Source organism: Aeromonas sp. R6-2 (assembly GCF_040908155.1).
Lineage (GTDB): Bacteria > Pseudomonadota > Gammaproteobacteria > Enterobacterales > Aeromonadaceae > Aeromonas > Aeromonas schubertii.
In genome coordinates this window covers 44,662-63,319 of sequence record NZ_JBFODE010000030.1, presented here as the reverse complement: position 1 = coordinate 63,319, position 18,658 = coordinate 44,662, and the positions used below count along the sequence as shown (strand labels likewise).

The 18,658-nt window shown below is 60.2% G+C and carries 19 protein-coding genes; 6 read left to right on the top strand and 13 right to left on the bottom strand.

The genetic code is table 11. The features are described 5' to 3' along the window. Both AB5Y48_RS06170 and cysC read left to right on the top strand, forming a co-directional pair. The gene (locus AB5Y48_RS06170) at positions 1-1,725 is read left to right on the top strand and encodes an SLC13 family permease (RefSeq protein WP_050667945.1); all 1,725 of its coding nucleotides are present in this window, start codon (positions 1-3) and stop codon (positions 1,723-1,725) included. A gap of 45 nt (positions 1,726-1,770) precedes the next feature. Beyond that, on the top strand, positions 1,771-2,364 hold the full coding sequence (gene cysC / locus AB5Y48_RS06165) for an adenylyl-sulfate kinase (RefSeq protein ID WP_060587067.1): 594 nt from the start codon (positions 1,771-1,773) through the stop codon (positions 2,362-2,364). Between the two features lie 580 nt (positions 2,365-2,944). On the opposite strand, the gene AB5Y48_RS06160 is transcribed toward cysC, so the two are convergent. Continuing rightward, entirely contained in the window at positions 2,945-3,196 is a 252-nt protein-coding gene (locus AB5Y48_RS06160; protein ID WP_368164008.1) for a hypothetical protein, read from the bottom strand. Positions 3,197-3,329: 133 nt separating this feature from the next. Then, positions 3,330-4,316 carry a hypothetical protein gene (locus tag AB5Y48_RS06155; RefSeq protein ID WP_368164007.1) on the bottom strand — a complete coding sequence of 329 codons (987 nt, stop codon included), beginning with the start codon at positions 4,314-4,316 and terminating at the stop codon, positions 3,330-3,332. A gap of 155 nt (positions 4,317-4,471) precedes the next feature. Between AB5Y48_RS06155 and AB5Y48_RS06150 the strand changes: the two genes are divergently transcribed. Continuing rightward, positions 4,472-4,990 carry a Panacea domain-containing protein gene (locus AB5Y48_RS06150; RefSeq protein ID WP_368164006.1) on the top strand — a complete coding sequence of 173 codons (519 nt, stop codon included), beginning with the start codon at positions 4,472-4,474 and terminating at the stop codon, positions 4,988-4,990. After that, positions 4,987-5,352 carry a hypothetical protein gene (locus AB5Y48_RS06145; RefSeq protein WP_368164005.1) on the top strand — a complete coding sequence of 122 codons (366 nt, stop codon included), beginning with the start codon at positions 4,987-4,989 and terminating at the stop codon, positions 5,350-5,352. Before AB5Y48_RS06150 ends, AB5Y48_RS06145 begins: the two co-directional genes overlap by 4 nt. Before the next feature lie 1,086 nt (positions 5,353-6,438). On the opposite strand, the gene lpxM is transcribed toward AB5Y48_RS06145, so the two are convergent. Beyond that, positions 6,439-7,437, bottom strand: coding sequence for a lauroyl-Kdo(2)-lipid IV(A) myristoyltransferase (lpxM, locus tag AB5Y48_RS06140; protein ID WP_368164004.1), 999 nt, complete (start codon positions 7,435-7,437; stop codon positions 6,439-6,441). A 652-nt stretch (positions 7,438-8,089) separates the two neighbouring features. Between lpxM and AB5Y48_RS06135 the strand changes: the two genes are divergently transcribed. Further along, positions 8,090-10,345: a collagenase gene (locus AB5Y48_RS06135; RefSeq protein WP_368164003.1), complete on the top strand. Its 2,256-nt coding sequence runs from the start codon at positions 8,090-8,092 to the stop codon at positions 10,343-10,345. A gap of 30 nt (positions 10,346-10,375) precedes the next feature. On the opposite strand, the gene AB5Y48_RS06130 is transcribed toward AB5Y48_RS06135, so the two are convergent. The 9 genes from AB5Y48_RS06130 to AB5Y48_RS06090 all read right to left on the bottom strand — a co-directional run bounded on the left by AB5Y48_RS06130 (position 10,376) and on the right by AB5Y48_RS06090 (position 17,522). Then, positions 10,376-11,182 (bottom strand): helix-turn-helix domain-containing protein, encoded by an 807-nt coding sequence (locus AB5Y48_RS06130; RefSeq protein ID WP_368164002.1) that lies wholly within the window; start codon positions 11,180-11,182, stop codon positions 10,376-10,378. Between the two features lie 423 nt (positions 11,183-11,605). Then, entirely contained in the window at positions 11,606-12,460 is an 855-nt protein-coding gene (locus tag AB5Y48_RS06125) for a TIGR03899 family protein (protein ID WP_060587056.1), read from the bottom strand. A gap of 93 nt (positions 12,461-12,553) precedes the next feature. Further along, positions 12,554-13,027 carry a DUF3299 domain-containing protein gene (locus tag AB5Y48_RS06120; protein WP_082178059.1) on the bottom strand — a complete coding sequence of 158 codons (474 nt, stop codon included), beginning with the start codon at positions 13,025-13,027 and terminating at the stop codon, positions 12,554-12,556. Between the two features lie 19 nt (positions 13,028-13,046). Continuing rightward, positions 13,047-14,294 (bottom strand): ABC transporter permease, encoded by a 1,248-nt coding sequence (locus AB5Y48_RS06115; RefSeq protein ID WP_050667936.1) that lies wholly within the window; start codon positions 14,292-14,294, stop codon positions 13,047-13,049. Next, the gene (locus AB5Y48_RS06110) at positions 14,288-14,977 is read right to left on the bottom strand and encodes an ABC transporter ATP-binding protein (RefSeq protein ID WP_224161065.1); all 690 of its coding nucleotides are present in this window, start codon (positions 14,975-14,977) and stop codon (positions 14,288-14,290) included. Before AB5Y48_RS06110 ends, AB5Y48_RS06115 begins: the two co-directional genes overlap by 7 nt. A gap of 3 nt (positions 14,978-14,980) precedes the next feature. Beyond that, positions 14,981-15,562, bottom strand: coding sequence for a DUF2796 domain-containing protein (locus AB5Y48_RS06105; protein ID WP_368164001.1), 582 nt, complete (start codon positions 15,560-15,562; stop codon positions 14,981-14,983). Positions 15,563-15,619: 57 nt separating this feature from the next. Further along, positions 15,620-15,892: a hypothetical protein gene (locus AB5Y48_RS06100; RefSeq protein ID WP_060587046.1), complete on the bottom strand. Its 273-nt coding sequence runs from the start codon at positions 15,890-15,892 to the stop codon at positions 15,620-15,622. Between the two features lie 30 nt (positions 15,893-15,922). Continuing rightward, the gene (locus AB5Y48_RS06095; RefSeq protein WP_224161067.1) at positions 15,923-16,465 is read right to left on the bottom strand and encodes a YtfJ family protein; all 543 of its coding nucleotides are present in this window, start codon (positions 16,463-16,465) and stop codon (positions 15,923-15,925) included. Positions 16,466-16,646: 181 nt separating this feature from the next. Further along, positions 16,647-17,522 (bottom strand): hypothetical protein, encoded by an 876-nt coding sequence (locus AB5Y48_RS06090; protein ID WP_050667931.1) that lies wholly within the window; start codon positions 17,520-17,522, stop codon positions 16,647-16,649. 162 nt (positions 17,523-17,684) lie between these two features. Between AB5Y48_RS06090 and AB5Y48_RS06085 the strand changes: the two genes are divergently transcribed. After that, positions 17,685-18,023, top strand: a complete 339-nt coding sequence (locus AB5Y48_RS06085; RefSeq protein WP_368164000.1) for a hypothetical protein — start codon at positions 17,685-17,687, stop codon at positions 18,021-18,023. Positions 18,024-18,076: 53 nt separating this feature from the next. On the opposite strand, the gene ppa is transcribed toward AB5Y48_RS06085, so the two are convergent. Continuing rightward, entirely contained in the window at positions 18,077-18,604 is a 528-nt protein-coding gene (gene ppa / locus AB5Y48_RS06080) for an inorganic diphosphatase (protein ID WP_050667929.1), read from the bottom strand. Positions 18,605-18,658 lie beyond the last annotated feature (54 nt).

Below are 18,658 nucleotides of genomic sequence, written 5' to 3'. Positions count from 1 at the left end.
ATGACGTGGCAACAATCCCTGGTGCTGGGTCTGCTGGTTGCCCTGATCGTGCTGCTGATCCAGGGCCGGCTGCGGCCGGCCCTGCTCTTCTCCGGCGCCGTCCTCGTCACCTATCTGGTGGGGTTGGCCGACATTCAGGGGGTGGTGGCGGGCTATACCAACGGCTCCCTGCTCACCCTGGTGCTGCTCTTGCTGGTGTCGCTCGCGGTGGAGAAGAGCCGGCTGATGAGCTGGTTTGCCGGGGCCGTGGGCCGCGGCTCCTTTACCCAGGTGCTGACCAAGGTGTGGTTCTCCACCGCCTTCCTGTCGGCCTTTGTCAACAACACCGCCGTGGTCGCCTCCATGCTCGGGGCGGTCAAGCGCAACCCCGAGCACAGCGCCAGCAGGCTGCTGCTGCCCATGTGCTTCGCGGCCACCTTCGGCGGCGTGCTGACCCTCATTGGCACCTCCACCAACCTCATCGTCAACAGCTTCCTCGAGAAGATGGGGGCCAGGCCCCTTGGCATGTTCGACTTCTTCATGGTGGGGGCGGGGACATTGCTGACCGGCTGGATAGCCGTGATGCTGTTCGCCCGCCGCCTGCCGGAGCAAGAGGGCGAGTTTGACCGTAGCCAGGGCTATTTTCTCGAGGCCAAGGTGAGCGCCGGCTCCCCCCTGGCCGGGCGCAGCGTGAAAGAGAACGGCCTGCGTAGCCTCAAAAGCCTCTATCTGGCCGAGATCATCCGGGGGGATCAGGTGATCTGCCCGGTGCAGCCGGAGCAGGAGCTGCACGAGGGGGATATGCTGCTGTTTTGCGGCGACGTGGAGAGCGTGGGGGTGTTGCAGGAGATGCGCGGCCTCGAGCTCTATGGCGAGCATCGCCTCAACGGCCAGCATCTGGTCGAGGTGATCGTCAGCCACAGCTCGCGCCTGGTCGGCCAGACCATCCGCGACGCCGAGTTTCGCACCCACTTCGATGCGGTGGTGCTGGCGGTGCGCCGTGGCGAGAGCCAGCTCACCGGCGGCCTGGGGCAGATTGAGCTGCACGCGGGGGATACCCTGCTGCTCGCCCCCGGTCCGCGCTTTGCCGGCAACAAGTCCCTGTCGCGGGAGTTTGTGGTGGTCAGTGGCATAGAGGCGTCGACCCGGCTCGATACCCGCCGCAGCGCCGCCGTGGTGGGGGGCTTTGCCGCCGTGCTGGCCGCCTCTGTGTTCGAGCTGCTGCCGCTGTTCAAGGGGCTGCTCATCATGCTGGTGCTGCTGCTGGCGACCCGCATCCTGACCCTCGACGAGATCCGCCGCCGCTTCCCGCTCGAGATCTGGCTGGTGGTGGGCGGGGCCCTGGCCCTGTCGGATCAGCTGGAGAAGACCGGGCTTGCCAACGTCATCGCCCGGTGGCTGATGGGGGAGTTTAATGGCGCCAGCCCCCTCATCGCCTTTATCGGCATTTATCTCTTCACCCTGGTGCTGACCGAGCTGATGAGCAACAACGCCGCCGCCGCCCTGGCCTTCCCCATGGGCTATCAGCTGGCGCTCAGCATGGATGTCTCGACCATGCCCTTCATCCTGGCGGTGCTGTTCGGGGCGAGCTCGAGCTTTATCCTGCCCTATGGCTATCAGACCAACCTGATGGTCTATTCGGCGGGCAACTACCGGATGCAGGATTACCTCAAGCTGGCCCTGCCGGTGTCACTGGCCTACAGCATTGGCGTCATCATCATGGTGCCCCTGCTCTTCCCCTTCTGAGGGCGGGGCACCCACACGCTTCGGGCCCGGCCCGACGGAGGATCAATGAACAATATCGTCTGGCACCCCCACGCGGTGACCAAGCAGCGCAGAAGCGACGCCAAGGGGCAGCGCCCCCTGGTCATCTGGTTCACCGGCCTCTCGGGGGCGGGCAAATCGACCCTGGCCGGCGCCCTGGAAGAGGCGCTGGCGGGGCTTGGCAAGCACACCTACCTGCTCGACGGGGACAATGTGCGCCACGGCCTGTGCGGCGATCTCGGCTTTGACGAGGGGGCGCGGCGCGAGAACATCCGCCGGGTCGGCGAGGTGGCAAAACTCATGGTGGACGCGGGCCTGATTGTGCTGACCGCCTTTATCTCCCCCTACCGGGAGGAGCGCGATCTGGTGCGCGGTCTCTTGGGGGAGGGGGAGTTTGTCGAGGTGTTTGTGGATGCGCCCCTTAGCGTGTGCGAAGAGCGCGATCCCAAGGGGCTCTACAAGAAGGCGCGCGCCGGGGAAATTACGAATTTCACCGGCATCGACGCCGCCTACGAGGCGCCGCTAAACCCTGAGGTGCACCTGCACAACGACGGCGCGCCGGTACCGGCGCTGGTGGAGGCCCTGCTGGGGGCCCTGAGACAGAGGGGATTGATCGACTAGGGGGCGATTGGTGGGGAGCTCGGCCGAGCTCCTGACCTACGACAAGAATCACCATCCCTGCGGGATTGCCGCTACGCGGGGTTTCGCCCGCCCTGCGGGCTGTGGCGAGTGACTTTTCTTTGCGTGGCCAAAGAAAAGTCACCAAAAGAAAGGCCACCCCCCGCTGATTCGCTCTCCTTCGTCGAGTCCCCTCACCTCAGCCACAGCACCGACGGTACGCGCCGACGGGCCCTCCATGGCCCGCCGCCGCTCGCTCGACATCCTTGTCTCGCGACCTGGTGCAGTGGCCTCGTCTCGGCGAATCAGAGGGGGAATCAATACCGTGCCCGGCTGTGACTGAGCGGGGCTCTGTTTTGTTGGCCGCTACGCGGTGCTTGAAATGGTGGGTGTCCCAATTTCACTCTTTTATTTTTTGGGGATGAATAAATATACCTAGCAGATAAATGATTGCCGTGGCTAATAAATACAGCCAATCTTGAGTGAAAATTGTGGCAGCCGTAATTAAAGAGCCGAAGTTGAATAAAACACCTGAGCATTCTGCTAATGCAATACCCATAAAATTTTTACCACGTTCGATTTCTTATACTTTATTATTCTTGTGTGTACCAAATGAGAAAATTGTGAACAAAATAGCTGATGAAATTAGCAATGCCCAAAATGTAGTCCAATTTATTAAACCGTAAGCTTCATTAGCTGGGACATTTTCTGAAGGTGACAAGTCATGTTTAAACATATATAAGCCAATAAATACAACCATAAAAATAACCCACATCATGATATCGGCTAAAAGTTTATGAAAGACGGGTGTGAATTTTTCTCGAAATCCTGACATTACTACTCCATAAATATAACGCCCTGTTAAGGTGTGAGCAACGCAATACCGAAGCTACCGCATACCACCTTAAACACTAAACGCAACGCATAGCAAAAATACCAAGCGTTGCGAATCACTCTTAAACAGATTGTTATGTGTCTTGAATGGGGGCTAACTGTTGTATCTCTGCAAAAACATCTTTTGAAGAGTCGTACTTCACATCATTGATTTTAGCTGCATGAAATAATTTTAATATGCTATCGAGCTGTCTTAATGACACCAAAATTTTACTTGCACGAGATAGCTTCGACTGATCCGCTTTTGGCCATTCAATATAGTTATATTCATACCGTTCATCTATACGCGATTGGATTTTATTGAAGATACGATTTGTGATATCAACTCTAGTACTCATATCGCTCAACTCTAAATAAGGAAGCATAAGGTCAGCACTAAATTCAAATTTATCTTCTACACAAAGTTGGTAAATCAGAGAGTCATCATCCATCCAGTACTTTCCAGCGTTATAATGATTAAGCCTTATACCACACTCTCGAAGTAACCACTCACGCAGCTTTTTTTTCATAGTAGCGCAATGTTGATAGATTGATGGTTCTCGAAGCAATAATGGGTCTAGCAAGACCGATGAGTGAATGTGACACAATACTACCTCAGTAAACACTCTAACCTCAGCTAAGAGGTTATCAAGACCTCGGTCAATATCATTATGAGTTACTTGACCACCTCTATAACTTGGCTCTGGATTAGTATATGCACGCTCATAACTGGGCAATCTTTCATGTATTGTATTCAAAATCTCTTCTGATTTTGTTAATACTTCGACATTCATTTTTTCTTTTACAGACTGAACTGATACCACCTTTGCCTTGTTCCACATATTATAAACTGTGTTATGCATCACTCTAAGCTCTTTGTCAGAATTATTAGCTAAGAGCTGGGTGACATTATTATTAACGCTTGATATAAGAGGCGAAAAGTCAGGAATGTAAACAACATTTTCATTATTTTTCCCGTGTAACAGTTGGAAAAATTCAGTGATAGTTCGTTCATCTATTCTTTTAACATGTTTGCCTGAAGTTGGGTCTACCAACTGTGTTCTTGCTATAAGTTCAGTCACTTTTATTATCCGTTAATTGTAATGTAATTTGTCATTTTCTTGCTTAAGCCACTAGGACACATAACGCCCCAAGCTGCGGCGCGTAGCGTCCGGCAGCCTTGGTTTGTTAGTTTTTACTGGACATTTAGACAGTGTTAGTGTATAAGGAGCTACAATTGTGGTTATTAATTAGAAAGGTGTCAACTGTGCATAGTGCAATAGATACTGCCTACAGAATGTTGCAACTTGCCAAGGAGAAAGGGATTGAACTTTCCAACCTACAGTTGCAAAAGCTTGTGTATATAGCTCACGGTTATCTTCTTGGTTGGAAAGGCCATTCGTTAATAAAGGAACCCATTCAAGCTTGGAGGTACGGCCCAGTTATACAAGATGTTTATCACCATTTTAAGGAAAATGGACGTAACAAGGTTCCAACTGAAGGTATTGACGCTTTGGAGTTTGATCCAATTTTTACTCCAGATGAGATTACTTGTTTGAACGGTGTGTTGGATTTATATGCGTCTAGAACACCTGAGTCGTTAATAACCATCACCCATCAGAAAGATACCCCATGGGATGAAATTTGGAATAACCGTGGTGGTAAGCTTTCTTATTTTGCAGAGATACCTAACAAGGTTATCCAAAACCACTACCGTAAAGTGGTTACCGACCCTAGCAGTGTGAATGGTCTATGACAGCACCGTTTAGTCACGCAGTAAAAGAGCCTGAAGAAATAGACAGGTCAGAATCCGATATAAAGCAGCAATTAGCTACTGATGAAAAGGCTGCTTTAACTAGACTAACTAACGCAAGTGCAGCAGACCAAGAAACGCTTACAAAACTAAAAGAAGATCTAGCCCACAATGTGCTTTTCTTTATGTGGATTTGGTGCGGGTTAATGTTCTTAGGTGTGATGATTTATTTCACCTCTCAATTGTCTTTGAATAAAGAAATCCCTAAAGAAGTTATCTTGGGGATGTTCACAGCGACAACTGTTGTAGTTGGTCTTGTTGGGTTCATTCTCAAAGGCTTGTTTGGGAGCGGGAAAGAAAACTAACAGTGATTAGATGGAAGGCGGTACTAATCCGTTAGCAGAGAATTCCATCTAACTCCGTAACATTTCAATCGCCGCCAAGTAAAAATCATCATTAAATCATAACATTACAGATTACATCTGGTGTCCGTGCGTATTCGATTAACTTCCTTTTTTTGCGCCACTGTTACTACTGTGTGAAAAAAACAGTGCACAGTCGCTTTTGGAAAGAGTCGTCAAAGCATGCCTGGGTGAACAGGTCAGAAATAAAAATGAGGCCGTCACCATGTTGAGTGATCGCTCCACTTCCTTATCCATGCCATCCGGCAAGGCTACCGCCCCTGAATTTCAGCCTCCAGTCTGCTGCTGTTAACCTGCGATATGGTGCTGGCCTGGCTCATGGGTGACTCCGGTGAGACGGTTGCCAAACGGCTATGTTAACGAGCAAAGCGGGGGAGGGAAGAGGGAGATGATGGTTTCCTGAGCAAGATCAATAAATTAATCGGCTTGGTGAGTGCTGGAGTAGCACCGTGATAGCGAAGGGGCTTATCGGTTCGCTGTTTCAGCGATCAGCAACAGCTGCAGCGCAGGGTATTGGCTCCCCCTGCAAGTCGCCAAGGTGAGTAGCGTGAAATTGGGTCACCCACAATTTTAAGTACCGGGTAACGGCCAACAAAACAGAGACCAACCCCCTCAGCCACCACTGGGCACGGTATTGGTTCCCCCTCTGATTCGCCGAGGTGAGGCCATCAGGCCAGGTCGCGAGACAGGGATGTCGAGCGAGCGGCGGCGGTCCAAGGATGGACCGTCGGCGCGTACCGTCGGCCTGATGGCTGAGGCGAGGGCACTCGACGAAGGAGAGCGAATCGGCGGGGTTGGCCGCTCGATTGGTGACTTTTCTTTGGCCACGCAAAGAAAAGTCACTCGCCAAAGCCCGCAGGGCAGGCGAAACCCCTATGCGGCGCAGCCGCATCAAAGGGCTGGCCATAGGCAAGGAGCTTGGCCGAGCGCCTCCAGGTGGGAGGGCGAAATCCCCATGCGGCGCAGCCGCATCAAAGTGCCAGCCATCGGCAAGGAGCTCGCCCGAGCTCCTCGCGCTGAAGCGTGAGACTAGACCCCGTCGGGGTGCGGGGAGAGCCCCCTTCTGATCCGCTGGATCCCGGCTTCGTAGAGGCCATCTGGCCCCTCCTGATCCTCACGGGTATCGAAGATCTTGAGAAACCACATGTACTGACCGGGATGGCGGGTCAGTTGCTGCTGCACCATGTCGTTCATCCGGCAGGTGTCCGCCATCACATCGCCGCTGGGGTAGTTATCGAACGGCGCCTCGATCTCCAGCCGATAGCAGTGATTGGCCTCGTCATAGCAGGCCAGCAGCGGCACCGCCTTGGCGCCACTTGTCTCCACCAGACGGGGCAGGGCGGGCAGGGTCGCCTTCGAATAGCCGAAGAAGGGGGCAAAGAGGCTCTTCTCGCGACCATGGTCCTGATCCGGCAGGTAGAAGAAGCTGCGGCCGCTCTTGATGGTTCTGATCACCGCCTTGATGCCGGCACTGCGCTCGTACACCCGGCAGCCATTCTTGGCGCGCGCCCGGTTGAGGTGCCAGTCAAACACAGGGTTGCGTGCCCGTTTCATCATGGTGCACATGGGCACTCCGCGTTGGGTGAGGCCATACCCCGCCGCATCCACCGGCCAGGTGTGCGGCACCACCAGGATCACCGCTCGCCCGGCGGCCTGCTCTGCTTCGAGATGCTCCCAACCGCTCATCTGGATCCGGCTCATCAGGTAACGGGGGCTGCGCATCGTGAACTCGCCAAATCCCAGCAGACTCTTGAGGCCGACCCGGATCGAGGTGAGCGCGATGGCGTCGCGCTCGGCCGGGCTCTTGTGCGGGAAGCAGATGGCCAGATTGGTGCGGGCGATATAGAGCTGTTTCTTCGAGATGCGAAACACCAGGGGCGCCAGCGCGGCGGCGAGCCGGTCCCGCAGTCGCACCGGCACGAAGGCCAGCAGCATCAGCACGGCCAGCGCCAGCCAGCTCAACCAGTAACGGGGATGCAGAAAGCGGGCCTCGAACGAGGGAGTAAAAACGGGATCGGGGGTAGACATGTCATGGGCCAGACAAAATGAGGAGCTGCATTGTAGTCATCCCGACAGGTAATACCAGTGGGAGATGCGAACGCAGCGACGAAAGTGGGATCGCTCCCTTGAATGCCGCATGGTGTGGTGGTGCCAATATCTTCAGTAGGCGCAAGAGCGCCAGGGGGCACGGTATTGGATAGCCCCGCGGGGGCTCGACCAAGGAGAGCGGATCGGTGGGGTTGGCTGCGCGATGGGTCACTTTCTTTGGCCATGCACAGAAAAGTCACTCGCCACCGCCCGCAGGGTGGGCAAGTCCCTTCAAGAGCAGCACCTTCTCGCCCCATACGGAGCAGCCGTATCAAGAGGGGGCACTCGAGTGGGAGATGTCGGGGGGCTCATCGTGGCCCATTTTGCATGACGCGCTCCATCCCTGATGGTGAAAGGGACCCTGGAATCTTCCCGCATCTGTGAAGCTCAAAGATGGGGGGCTACCTTGCCCCCAGATGGGGAAGGTCTGCCCGTGCGAGAGGTTTTTGGCAGATTGCGCCGTGAAGGCGCAGGGATATGCCAATACGGGAGACAGACTCTCTGCCAAGTTAGATATCCCGGACCGGCGTAGGGAGGCGCCAGCGGCGTGACTACACCGGCACGGGCATCTAACCCAACCATGGAGAGTCCTATGCTTGCACTAAAACCCCTGGCGTGTCTGTTGCTGGCCGGCTGGGCCAGCGCCCTGGCCGCCGCCGAGGCCCCCGTCTCCCTGCCCTCGCCCGCCGTGGCGCCCGCGGATCTGGCCGGCGCCGAGCACGGCCTGCCGCTGGCCACCCTGCCGGCGCCGAAGCTGCATCGCCTGCTGCCGCCGCCCGCTGCCCTCGAGCTGGCGCAAGATCCCCACGTCCGGCGCGACCGAGAGCCCGACTGGCGCGCCCAAGCCCAGAGCCTGCTACCCGAAGGGGGCGATTGTCGCGATCCGGCCGGCTTCCTCGGCAAGTCCGGTGCTGCACTGGCCGACTACCTGGAGGGCCTGCCCGATGTGTCGTGCACCTATGGCCTCTTCTCTCTCACAGCGGACGACGGAGCCCGCATCTATGGCACCGCCAACCTGTTGACGGTAGCCCAACGATTTCAGGCGCGCGCCACCAACTATCAGGGCCGCGGCCGTAACCTCGCCAATCTGGTGCTCTATCTGCGCGCCGGCTATTACAACGCCATTGCCCGCGATCTCTATCCGGAGCCACCGCTCACTGTGCGTAACGCGATCCGGGTTGGCCTCGATCGGCTGCTGGGCAACCCGGCCCTGTTCATCCCCAATCCGGACGCGGGCAGCACGATCGGGGAGAGCTTCACCCTGATGACCAATCTCCATGATGAGACCTATTACTTGCCGCGCCTCAAGCCCTTCATTGCCCGCTTCACCAATCGAGACGGACAGCCGAATGCCGCCGATGCCCTCAAGCGCTGGGAGGTGGGGTCGGGTTACACTGGCCTGCTGACCGTCCTGTTCATGTCCCACTACCGCGACGAGGGACGCGCCTTGGCCGAGCGTGACGGCAGCTACGCCGAGGCCCTGTTCGCCTTCGTGGAGGGCAACCAGGCCGCCCTGCTCGGCACCCGCTACGCCTATCAGCTCACCGACAGCCTGAACGAGGCCCTGCGCTACATGCAGTACCCGGCCCACTACGCCGCGTCCCGGGCCAGGGTCGAGCAAGTCTTGGCACAGACCAGCCTGGACGGCCCCGGCGCCGACCTCTGGCTCGCGGCCGCCAGTGCCGTGAAATACTACGACGGGGCCCGCTGCGCCGAATATGGCACCTGCGACTTCGAGCTGCGGTTGGCCGACATCGTGCTGCCGATCCGCCACGAGTGCGGCCCGACCCTGCGCATCCGCGCCCAGGATATGACAGAGCAGCAACTGATCGAGAGCTGCGCGGCGCTGGCCACCGAGGAGCAGTACTTCCATCGCATGCTGAAGACCCGGAACCGACCGCTGCCGGGCGACGTCAACGACGCGCTGGAGGTGGTGGTGTTCGACGACTACGCCAACTACAGCCGCTACGCCGGTGTCATCTACGGCATCGCCACCAACAACGGCGGCATGTATCTGGAAGGAGATCCCGGCCAACCCGGCAATCAGGCGCGTTTCATCGCTCACGAGGCCTCCTGGCTGCGGCCCCAATTCTCGGTGTGGAACTTGAAGCACGAGTATGTGCACTACCTGGACGGTCGCTTCAACATGGCCGGCGACTTCGCCCGTGCCACCCGCCTGCCCACCGTCTGGTGGATAGAAGGTTTGGCTGAGTACCTCTCCCTTGGCAACGACAACGCCAAGGCGATCGAGGCGGCCCAGGTTGGAACCTATTCCCTGTCGACCATCTTCGGCAACACCTATGGCATGAACGACTATGTGACCCGGGCCTATCGCTGGGGCTATATGGCAGTGCGCTACATGTTCGAGCATCACAGGGACAGGGTGGATGACGCCGTGGCCGGCTTCCGGGCCGGCGACTACGACGGCTATTGGTCGGCCATGCAGGATCTGGCCTATGACGACGACTTCGCCGCCTGGGCGAAGACGGCCACCACGGCCGGCAACCCGCCCGAACCGGACTGCGGCTACCCCAACGATCAGGTCATCGACGCGACCTGCGCGCGCGCCGGCATCGGCTCGGACGACATCCGTTATTTCTACGTCTTCGTGCCCCGCGGCACGACCCGGTTGACGGTGCAGACCGGAGGCGGTAGCGGTGACGCCAACCTCTACGTCATGCGTCGGGGCTGGCCGAACCGGAGCAGCTATGACCAGGCATCGGCCGGTGGCGGCAACGACGAGACGGTCACCATCCAGGCCCCGGAGGGCGGTAGCTACTACCACATAGCGGTGGACGCCGGCGCCCCTTACCGGGATCTGACCCTCAGCGTGGGGTTGGCCCAGTAACCGAGCATGACGCGCCGCCTTGGCGGCGTGTCACCCGCTGCGCAGCAGCTGCCGATACTGGCGTGGCGACAGGCCGGTCAGGGCGCGAAACTGCCGCGACAGGGCACTCTGATCGCAAAATCCGCAGCGCAGGGCGATGTCGGCGATGGCCAGGTCGCTGCCCTTGAGCCAGTTGGCCGCTGCATCGATGCGGGTCTTGGTGATGAACTGGCCGGCGGAGAGTTGGAAGATCCGCTTCATGCGCCGCTCGAACTGGGCGACCGAGATGCCAGCCCGGCGCGCCAGCGCCTCAATGCGCAGAACGCAGGAATAATGGGTGAGGATGTGATCGACCGCGTCGGCGAAACGGTCGTCGATGAGGCCGGTGCGACTCGGTTCACTCAGATCGCGCGACATGCACACCAGGCCCAGGATGGCGCCGCCGGCGTCGCGCAGCGGCTCCTTGTTGGTCAGGCACCAGCCCGGGCTGCGGTCGTTGAACAGGGTCAGATCCAGATTGTCCACCACGGGCTCGCCGGTGCGAAATAGCCACGCGTCCTGGGCCTGATAGCGCACGGCCATGTGGGGCGGGAAGATCTCCTGGGCCGTCTTGCCTATGGCGTCGCGCCGGCTCGTCAGGCCGCAGCGCTCGGTACAGGCCTTGCTGATGCTCACGTAGCGGCCTGCCCTGTCCTTGATGGAGAAGACGATGTCCGGGGCTCGATCGAACAGGGCCTCTAGACAGCGTGCATCGGGTAGCGCCCGAAAGAAGTCCTGCCGCCAGACATCGAGATCGGCGTGCGGATGCCCCGAGCAGGGGGTCAACTGCGTCGTGAGGGCGCCGGGAATTGCTCTCATCCTCCATCTCCTTGTGTCGTATCCGTACGAGCCTGTATTGCCAGTGTAGCAGCCTCAGGTTCGGGCTGCCCTGTGCCCATCTCGCTGGCTACGGTCGTCAACTTTTGTGGCCTAGGGGTTGGCTCTATGGCCCGAACTGGCCCGCGGAGTGGATGACCATCTTTTCCCTTGACCCGATAGGGTCAAGGAGGGGCAGGGTATTGGCTCCCCTTCAGTCCGCCGGGGGGAAGCAAGGTAAGGAGTGCCATCAGGGGTGATGGCGCAGCCGCATTCTATTCACCCGGAGCAATGCGCCTCGCTTATTGCACCTTACCCTTATGCAGCTTGGCCGCATCAGGATGCGTGGCATCGGCGAAAACGTCTGGCCGAGCGCCTATCGGGAAGAGGGGAGGGGGATTATCCCCCTTTCTCCTTCTGGGGGGATTATCCCCCCTTCTCCTCCTGGGGTGGGGGGGCGGTCACCGTCACCTCGATGACGAGCCCCTGGGCCAGCAGTGTCTGGAGATCCTTGAGGTACTCCTCGAGGCTCGGCTCTTCGAGCAGGCGAGCCAGCTCGTTGCCGACCGGGGTGAGGCGGTAGTAGATCAGTTTGGTGTGACTCTGTTTGCCCTGCAGGCGCCAGCGCTGATGGCTGAAGGCCAGCTCCAGCCCCTCGGCGGGCAACTCCCCGGACTCCAGCTCCCCCTTGTGCAGCAGCCCCAGCTCGAACAGCTGCAGCAGGGCGTTGTAGGGGAGGCGGTATTTACCAAGACCCATATGGCTGCTTTTGGCCCGGGTCAGCAGGCGGGCCCCCTGGTAGAGGCCGGTAAGCAGGCGCCGCTCCTCGCTGCCCACATAGTTGCAGGAGAGGGCGCACAGGCGTTGAAATAGCATGGCGTCGCGCTGGGTCATCTCCTTGAGGGTCGTCAGGGCGCGGATGGAGAAGCTGCCCGGGGCCGCTATCTCGAGGGCGAAGATGCGTCCCCACAGCTGCTGCATGGGCACAGAGCCTATCTCCTCGGCCAGTTGCAGGAAGCGGGTCACCCAGTCCGGATCCGGCTCGCCGCCGGCCACTATTTCGCCGCAGTGACGCTGGGCCATCACCATGATGGTCTCGAGGTTGCGCTGGCGGGTCGCCTGCTCGGCGGCGAGGCGAAAGGTGGCGCGCTGCTCGAAGGTGCTGTCGCTGTTTTTGGTCAGCATGCCGTCGATATGGCGGCTGCGGGCCAGGCGCAGGGTCTGCTCCTGGCTGCTCAATATGTTGTTGCTGTCACGCTTGGGTGGGGGGAGTTCGGACATGGGGCACATTCCCTGTGAGGCGATGGGGAGATGTTACTCCCTGATGGGCCATGAAAAAACCACCGCATGCGCGGTGGTTTCGGCTTCCCTCGCTTACTCCTCGTAGGGGGCGACCTCGACCGCCTCCATGGCGTAGGAGGCGTTGGCCATCTCGTGGCTCGAGCTGACCACCTTCATGGTGCCCTTGACCCAGATGGCGTCCCACAGATCGTCCACCGGCGCCCCCTTGGGGAAGCGCACATAGATCACCTGGTTGGTGGGCGGCGATGGCACATGGATGCAGGCGCCAAAGTAGGGTACCAGCAAGAAGGCGGTGATGGTCTTGGCATCCCCCTCCAGCGGTACCACGAAGCCGGGCAGGCGCACCGGCTTCTGATCGAGCTCCTTGACCACTCCCCCGACCGGTTGGGGGGCTGACATGGGGTTCCCCTCGTGGTTGACCACGGGGGGAGGGGCGTTGCGCTCCGCAGGAGGGATCAGGGCATCCCAGTCGATGGTCTTGTACTGGGTGGCGCCGGCCGATCCCATCCAGAGCAGGGCCAGCAGCCCCAGGGCGATACGTTTCATCAAGGCTTCTCTCATCAGATTAAAAACGGATGCTCATGCCGTCACTCAAGGAGTAACGGTAGGCGCGCCAGGCGGGTAACAGTCCCATGACGAGGCCGGCCAGCCACACCAGTCCGAGCAGTTGCCACTCGCGCAAGGTGGGCAGGGCAAGGGGGAACTGCAGGCCATAGTGGCTCGAGAGCAGCGGCGCTGCCAGGGCCTGGGCCCCGTAGAGTAGCCCCAGCCCCGCCAGGATGCCGAGGCTGGTGATGGCCAGGGATTCGAGGGTGAGCAGGGCAAACAGATGGCGCGGGCTGGCCCCCAGGGAGCGCAAGATGGCGAGCTCGCGGCGCCGCTCGTTAAGCCCGGCCAGCAGGGTGGTGAGCATGCCAATGAGGCCCGCCACCACCACGAAGCCGGCGATGACCGAGAGGGCGGTCTCGGCCACGCTCATCAGTCCCCACAGCTCCTGCAAGGCGGCCCCAGGCAGGATCGCCATCAGGGGTTCGCTCGGCCAGGTGTTGATGGTGCGCTGCAGCTGGAAGGCGAGGATGCGCTGGTTCAGTCCCACCATGAAGGCGGTGATGGTCTTGGGGGTGAGATCCTGGGCCAGCGCCTGCTCGGCGGAGACCGCCTTGCTGTGACGCCCCGTCTCCCACCCCAGGTGGATGGCCTCGATGCCGGCGAGCGGCACGTGCACGGTGCGATCGATGGGGGTGCCGGTGGGGGCCAGGATCCCCACCACCCTGAACGGCAGGTTGTCGTGTTGGGTGAAGGAGGTGTTGCCCGCCCCGTGGGCGATGACGATGGATTGATCGAGCCGGTAGCCGAGCTTGCGCGCTACCTCGGCCCCCAGCACCGCTTCGAAGGGGCGCTCGAACGGGCGGCCCGAGGCCAGGGTCAGGGGCTGCTGACGGCCATAGCGCAGGTACTTGAAGTAGTCCCCGTTGGTGCCGAGCACCCGAAATCCCTTGTGGGAGTCGCCGAGGGAGAGGGGGATGGTCCAGGCGATGCCGCGCAGTGCGCTGATCCGCTGATAGGCATCCCATCCCACGTTGTTGGTGGGGTTGCCGATGCGAAACACGGAGTAGAGCAGCAGGTTCACCTGGCCGGAGCGGGCGCCGACGATGAGATCGGTCCCCGAGACGGTGCTGGCGAAGCTGTCGCGGGCCTGGGTGCGCACCCGCTCTACCCCGAGCAGCAGGGTCACGCTGATGGCGACGGCGAGCAGGGTCAGGCCGGCGGTGAGGCGGCGGGCCCACAGGCTCTGCAGGGCGAGTCTTAGCATTGGCTCCTCCGGTTTAGCTGGCGCAGATCCTCGACTCGGGGGAAGAGGGGCTCGAGGCCCGGATCGTGGCTGACGAAGATCAGGGTCGAGCCCTGCTTGTCGCACTCCTCGAACAGGAGCTTGATAAAGGCGGCCCGGTTGTCGCTGTCGAGGGCCGAGGTGGGCTCGTCGGCGATCACCAGGGGCGGTGCTCCGATCAGGGCCCGTGCGGCCGCCACCCGCTGCTGCTGGCCGATGCTCAAGGCGTGCACCGGGCGACGGTGCAGCTCGTCGGGTAGTTGCAGTTCGCGCAGCAGGCGACGGGCCTCGGCCTCAGGCGGGGCACTCAGGCGCGCGCGCTTCCTGGGCGAGAAGGTGAGGGCGCTGGTGACGTTCTCCACCACGCCGAGATAGGGCAGCAGGTTGAACTGCTGGAAGATGTAGCCAAGTTCGGCGGCACGAAATCCGTCGCGGGCACGGGAGGATAGCCGGGCCAGTGACTGGCCCAGCACCTCGAGCGTGCCGTGGTTGACGGTCTGGATGCCGGCGAGCAGCCCCAGCAGGGTCGACTTGCCCGACCCCGAGGGCCCCTTGATAAAGAGGCGCTCCCCCTCGAGCAGGGTGAGCTCGGGGATCTCGAGTACGGGGGCGTGACCGGGCCAGGCGAAGCCGAGATCACGAATGGTTACCACGGTACGGCTCATGGCTTACCAACCCAGGATCCGGTTGCCGGGGGTCAGCTCACCGGCCACCTGGCCGCCGGGAATGAGCCCCTGCACGGTCAGCTTCTCCAGACTCGGGTAGAGGGTAAAGAGGCTGGCCTCGATCCCCTTGAGGGCCGCCGGCTGCTGGCAGGTAAAGGTATAGGTGGCGCCCATATCCGCATGGCCTTCGTGGTGATCGGCGGCATCGTGGTCATGGTCATGGTCATGGTCATGGTCGTGGTCGTCGGCATCATGATCGTGCTCCTCATGGCCGGCCTGAACCTGCTGCCCGGTCAGGGTGCAGCCGGCGGCAGGGGTGAGCACAAACAGCCCCTCGGCGCTCTTGAGCCGGGCCAGGGCCTGATCCATGCGTGCCTTCTCGGTGTCGTTTCTGGGGGCATGTTCGAAGCCGATCAGATCTGCCGCGGGGGCGGTCAGCTCCAGCATCAGCTGATCGCCGTCCAGAACCAGGTTGAGCTGGCCGTGGCCATGCTCGTGGGCGCCATGGCCGGCGTTGGCGTGATCATCGTGGTGGGCGGCAGCAGAAAAGGTGACAGCCGCCATCATCAGGGCGAGACGTTTCATAATTACTCCTGTTAAATCAAATTGATAAGTGCCATTAACGGCACGCGTGTCGGCGATTTAACGAGGAGGGGCCCGGATCGAGTAGGCGCCTGGCGCAGCCAGGGTGGGAGAGGCAATCCGGTCGGGGAGTGCGTATGAGGTGGGGAGCTGCGGAAGCGGCGCAGCCACCGCCGCACCGGGCAGCCACTTGCCGTCCAGATGAACGGCACAGAGTTGGCACAGATGGGGGTGATCGGGGGCCAGGCTGTCAAGCTGGTGCACCGCCAGGGCGGGTTGCATCCACAACCAACCCGACAGCCAGATCCAGAGCAGGGCGCGCAACTTGAACATCGTGACGGGGATCGCCCCTGCTCCTCTTGGTTAGATATGGGTCTTGATCAGTCCCATGACCTGGTCGATATCGTTCTTGGCCAGCTGACCATCCTTGACGAACAGCACCTTGCCATCTTTGCCAATCAGAATGATGGCCGAGCTCTCCGGGGCGAGTGCCCAGGCGTTACGGGCCATCCCCTTGGCGTCGAGCACCATGCTGGACCAGGGGAACTCCTTCTTGGAGTCCTCGGCGCTGCTCTTGACGAAGCCAGAGGTACCCCAGATGGCATCATTGCTGTTGATGATGGTGACCGTCTGGTACTGATCGTGGGGCAACTTGGCCGCCTTGATCGCATCGATCATGGGGGCGTTGAGCTCCTTGGCGCTGGAGCGACCCGCAATGTGCTGGATCAGATAGACCTTGCCGGTGAGCACGCCACTTTGCCAGGGCTGGTAGGCGATATCCTTGCCGCTCAGCATCAGCTCGCCCTTGTCGTTGATCTTGACGACCGGAACGGGGGCAGACTCCTTGATGTTGTGAGCCATGGCCAGGGGCGACAGCAGCGCCAGGGTAAGAGCCAGGTATTTCATCCTGATGACACTCCTTTTGTTATGTTATAACAGTTTTGGCACCGAGGAAATGGGCCGAATGTATCCTAATCTGATCCGACCTGTTTAAAAAGTGTTAAGTGGTGCCGGTGGGACGCAAGGGGCGCAGCATGCCACGGGGAGCGGCAAATGCCAGCTCCCCGAGAGTGGTAGGATCTCTTGGTTAGTAGAGGGGCTCGCTCACCAGGGGGATCTTCGACAGCATCATCTGTTGCACCAGCACGGGTGAGCCGGTAAGCAGCACGTGAGGCTGGCTGTTGATCTGTACCGTCTCCCCCTGAAGGCCGCTGTCGGCCGTGATGGCAAGCCAGGCGGGGGAGACGCTGCCGACGCTGATGTCGGGATAGATGATGGAGAGGGCATAGTCGGGGAGCAGCTCGGCCAGCAGAGCCGCCATCAACAGCGCCTTCTCGTCGCTGTCGGCACGGTTTTGCTGCAGCGCCTGCAGGGGCGGGGCGAAGTGATCCACCTGCTCGTTGGGGCTGGGGATGGAGTCTAGCCACTCCTGCAACAGGGCCACTGTCTTGGCGGTGTCAGATTGCGCAAACTGCCTGGCCAGGGGCTGCAACGCATGCTTGAGCTGATAGAAGAGTTGGGAGTAGTTGGGGCGTACGCAGGGCAGGCGGCGATCGGTGGGGTGGATGCAGGGGGTGATGCGCAGGGCGTAGAAGGCATCTTCCTGATATTGGTGGTAGGCCTGCCAGAACATGACCGATTGGGGGCTCTGATCGCGCAGGGCGAAGGCCTGCTCCAGATTGTCAAACTTGACGGCACCCTCAGGGCTGAGGCGGTTGATCTCGGCCAGGGTCCCCTGCAGCTTCTCTCCCATCTGGGCAAACAGGGTCTCGAGGGGAAAGTTGAGGGCCCGATCCAGGGTGACCATCTCCCGGCGACTGGCATCGAGGGCACCCTCGTCGGCGGAGAAGGTGATGTGATGACGATTCCCATCCTGGGAGTGCCACTGCCACTGCAGGGTCAGGGGCTCGGCCGGGGCGAGGGGGGCAAGGGTCATGGTCAACAGGACAGGGAACCACTTCATGGCTGTTCACTCCGTAGTGACCCCTTGACGTCATGCACAAGGGGAATAAGTTAACTACTAGGTGAATCCGCACGGCCATGGGACACAATCTGTCGGTAAAATATGCAAGCCGATGAAATGGCTGTTCTTTTTTTTCGCAAAAGATGAGGCTCGGGAGGGAAGATGGGAACCTGGGGATATGGGGTCTTGCTGTTGGCCGTGGTGGCGCCGGCCATGGCGGGCAGCGTGACCGTGACCAAGGGGAGTGAGAAGGTCGACGCCTTTGCCCTGCGCGATCAACTGGCCCGGGAGCATGAGTGGCAGGAGTGGCTGCGCCATCAGGAGGCCCTCAAGTGGCTCGAGGTGTTGCCGGTCAACTGTGAGTTGGTGAGCAAGGCTGACGGCAGCTATCGCTGCGGCGGGGAGTGGTATCGGGAGTATAAGCTGGAGGGCAAGGAGCTCTATATCCGCGGTGAGCCTGGCTCGTCATCGCCCCGGCCCGCCGCCCCCCCGGCGCACTGACGCCTCAATGCAACAAGGCGCCCGCAGGCGCCTTGTGATTGTCCGGGGAGCGATTACTTGGTGTAACGCTCGACGGAGGAGAGGATCTCGGCCTCGGCTTCGGCCTTGTCGCCCCAACCGTCAACCTTGACCCACTTGCCGGCTTCCAGCTCTTTGTAGCGCTCGAAGAAGTGCTGGATCTGGGCCTTGAGCAGCTCAGGCAGATCGTTCACATCCTGGATGTGGTCGTACTGCTTGGTCAGCTTGGAGTGGGGAACGGCAACGACCTTGGCATCCTGACCGGATTCGTCGGTCATCTTCAGCACGCCAACCGGGCGGCAGCGAATGACGGAGCCGGCCAGCAGGGGGTAGGGGGTCGGCACCAGCACGTCAACCGGGTCACCGTCCAGGGAGAGGGTGCCGTTTACGTAGCCGTAGTTGCACGGGTAGAACATGGGGGTAGCCATGAAGCGGTCAACGAAGATGGCGCCGCTCTCTTTGTCGACTTCGTACTTGATCGGGTCGGCGTTTTGCGGGATTTCGATGACGACATAGATGTCTTCGGGCAGGCTCTTGCCAGCCGGTACCAGGTTCAGGCTCATGACGTTTCCTTAAAACGGTTGAGGCGGAAATAAAGTGCAGAGGCACATTATAGC

What these genes read in the sequence shown, in the direction of transcription:
- AB5Y48_RS06170 (WP_050667945.1), top strand. Translation starts at nt 1, where the DNA reads ATGACGTGGCAACAATCCCTGGTGCTGGGTCTGCTGGTTGCCCTGATC.
- cysC (WP_060587067.1), top strand. Translation starts at nt 1,771, where the DNA reads ATGAACAATATCGTCTGGCACCCCCACGCGGTGACCAAGCAGCGCAGA.
- AB5Y48_RS06160 (WP_368164008.1), bottom strand. Translation starts at nt 3,196, where the DNA reads ATGTCAGGATTTCGAGAAAAATTCACACCCGTCTTTCATAAACTTTTA.
- AB5Y48_RS06145 (WP_368164005.1), top strand. Translation starts at nt 4,987, where the DNA reads ATGACAGCACCGTTTAGTCACGCAGTAAAAGAGCCTGAAGAAATAGAC.
- lpxM (WP_368164004.1), bottom strand. Translation starts at nt 7,437, where the DNA reads ATGTCTACCCCCGATCCCGTTTTTACTCCCTCGTTCGAGGCCCGCTTT.
- AB5Y48_RS06135 (WP_368164003.1), top strand. Translation starts at nt 8,090, where the DNA reads ATGCTTGCACTAAAACCCCTGGCGTGTCTGTTGCTGGCCGGCTGGGCC.
- AB5Y48_RS06130 (WP_368164002.1), bottom strand. Translation starts at nt 11,182, where the DNA reads ATGAGAGCAATTCCCGGCGCCCTCACGACGCAGTTGACCCCCTGCTCG.
- AB5Y48_RS06125 (WP_060587056.1), bottom strand. Translation starts at nt 12,460, where the DNA reads ATGTCCGAACTCCCCCCACCCAAGCGTGACAGCAACAACATATTGAGC.
- AB5Y48_RS06120 (WP_082178059.1), bottom strand. Translation starts at nt 13,027, where the DNA reads ATGAAACGTATCGCCCTGGGGCTGCTGGCCCTGCTCTGGATGGGATCG.
- AB5Y48_RS06115 (WP_050667936.1), bottom strand. Translation starts at nt 14,294, where the DNA reads ATGCTAAGACTCGCCCTGCAGAGCCTGTGGGCCCGCCGCCTCACCGCC.
- AB5Y48_RS06110 (WP_224161065.1), bottom strand. Translation starts at nt 14,977, where the DNA reads ATGAGCCGTACCGTGGTAACCATTCGTGATCTCGGCTTCGCCTGGCCC.
- AB5Y48_RS06105 (WP_368164001.1), bottom strand. Translation starts at nt 15,562, where the DNA reads ATGAAACGTCTCGCCCTGATGATGGCGGCTGTCACCTTTTCTGCTGCC.
- AB5Y48_RS06100 (WP_060587046.1), bottom strand. Translation starts at nt 15,892, where the DNA reads ATGTTCAAGTTGCGCGCCCTGCTCTGGATCTGGCTGTCGGGTTGGTTG.
- AB5Y48_RS06095 (WP_224161067.1), bottom strand. Translation starts at nt 16,465, where the DNA reads ATGAAATACCTGGCTCTTACCCTGGCGCTGCTGTCGCCCCTGGCCATG.
- AB5Y48_RS06090 (WP_050667931.1), bottom strand. Translation starts at nt 17,522, where the DNA reads ATGAAGTGGTTCCCTGTCCTGTTGACCATGACCCTTGCCCCCCTCGCC.
- AB5Y48_RS06085 (WP_368164000.1), top strand. Translation starts at nt 17,685, where the DNA reads ATGGGAACCTGGGGATATGGGGTCTTGCTGTTGGCCGTGGTGGCGCCG.
- ppa (WP_050667929.1), bottom strand. Translation starts at nt 18,604, where the DNA reads ATGAGCCTGAACCTGGTACCGGCTGGCAAGAGCCTGCCCGAAGACATC.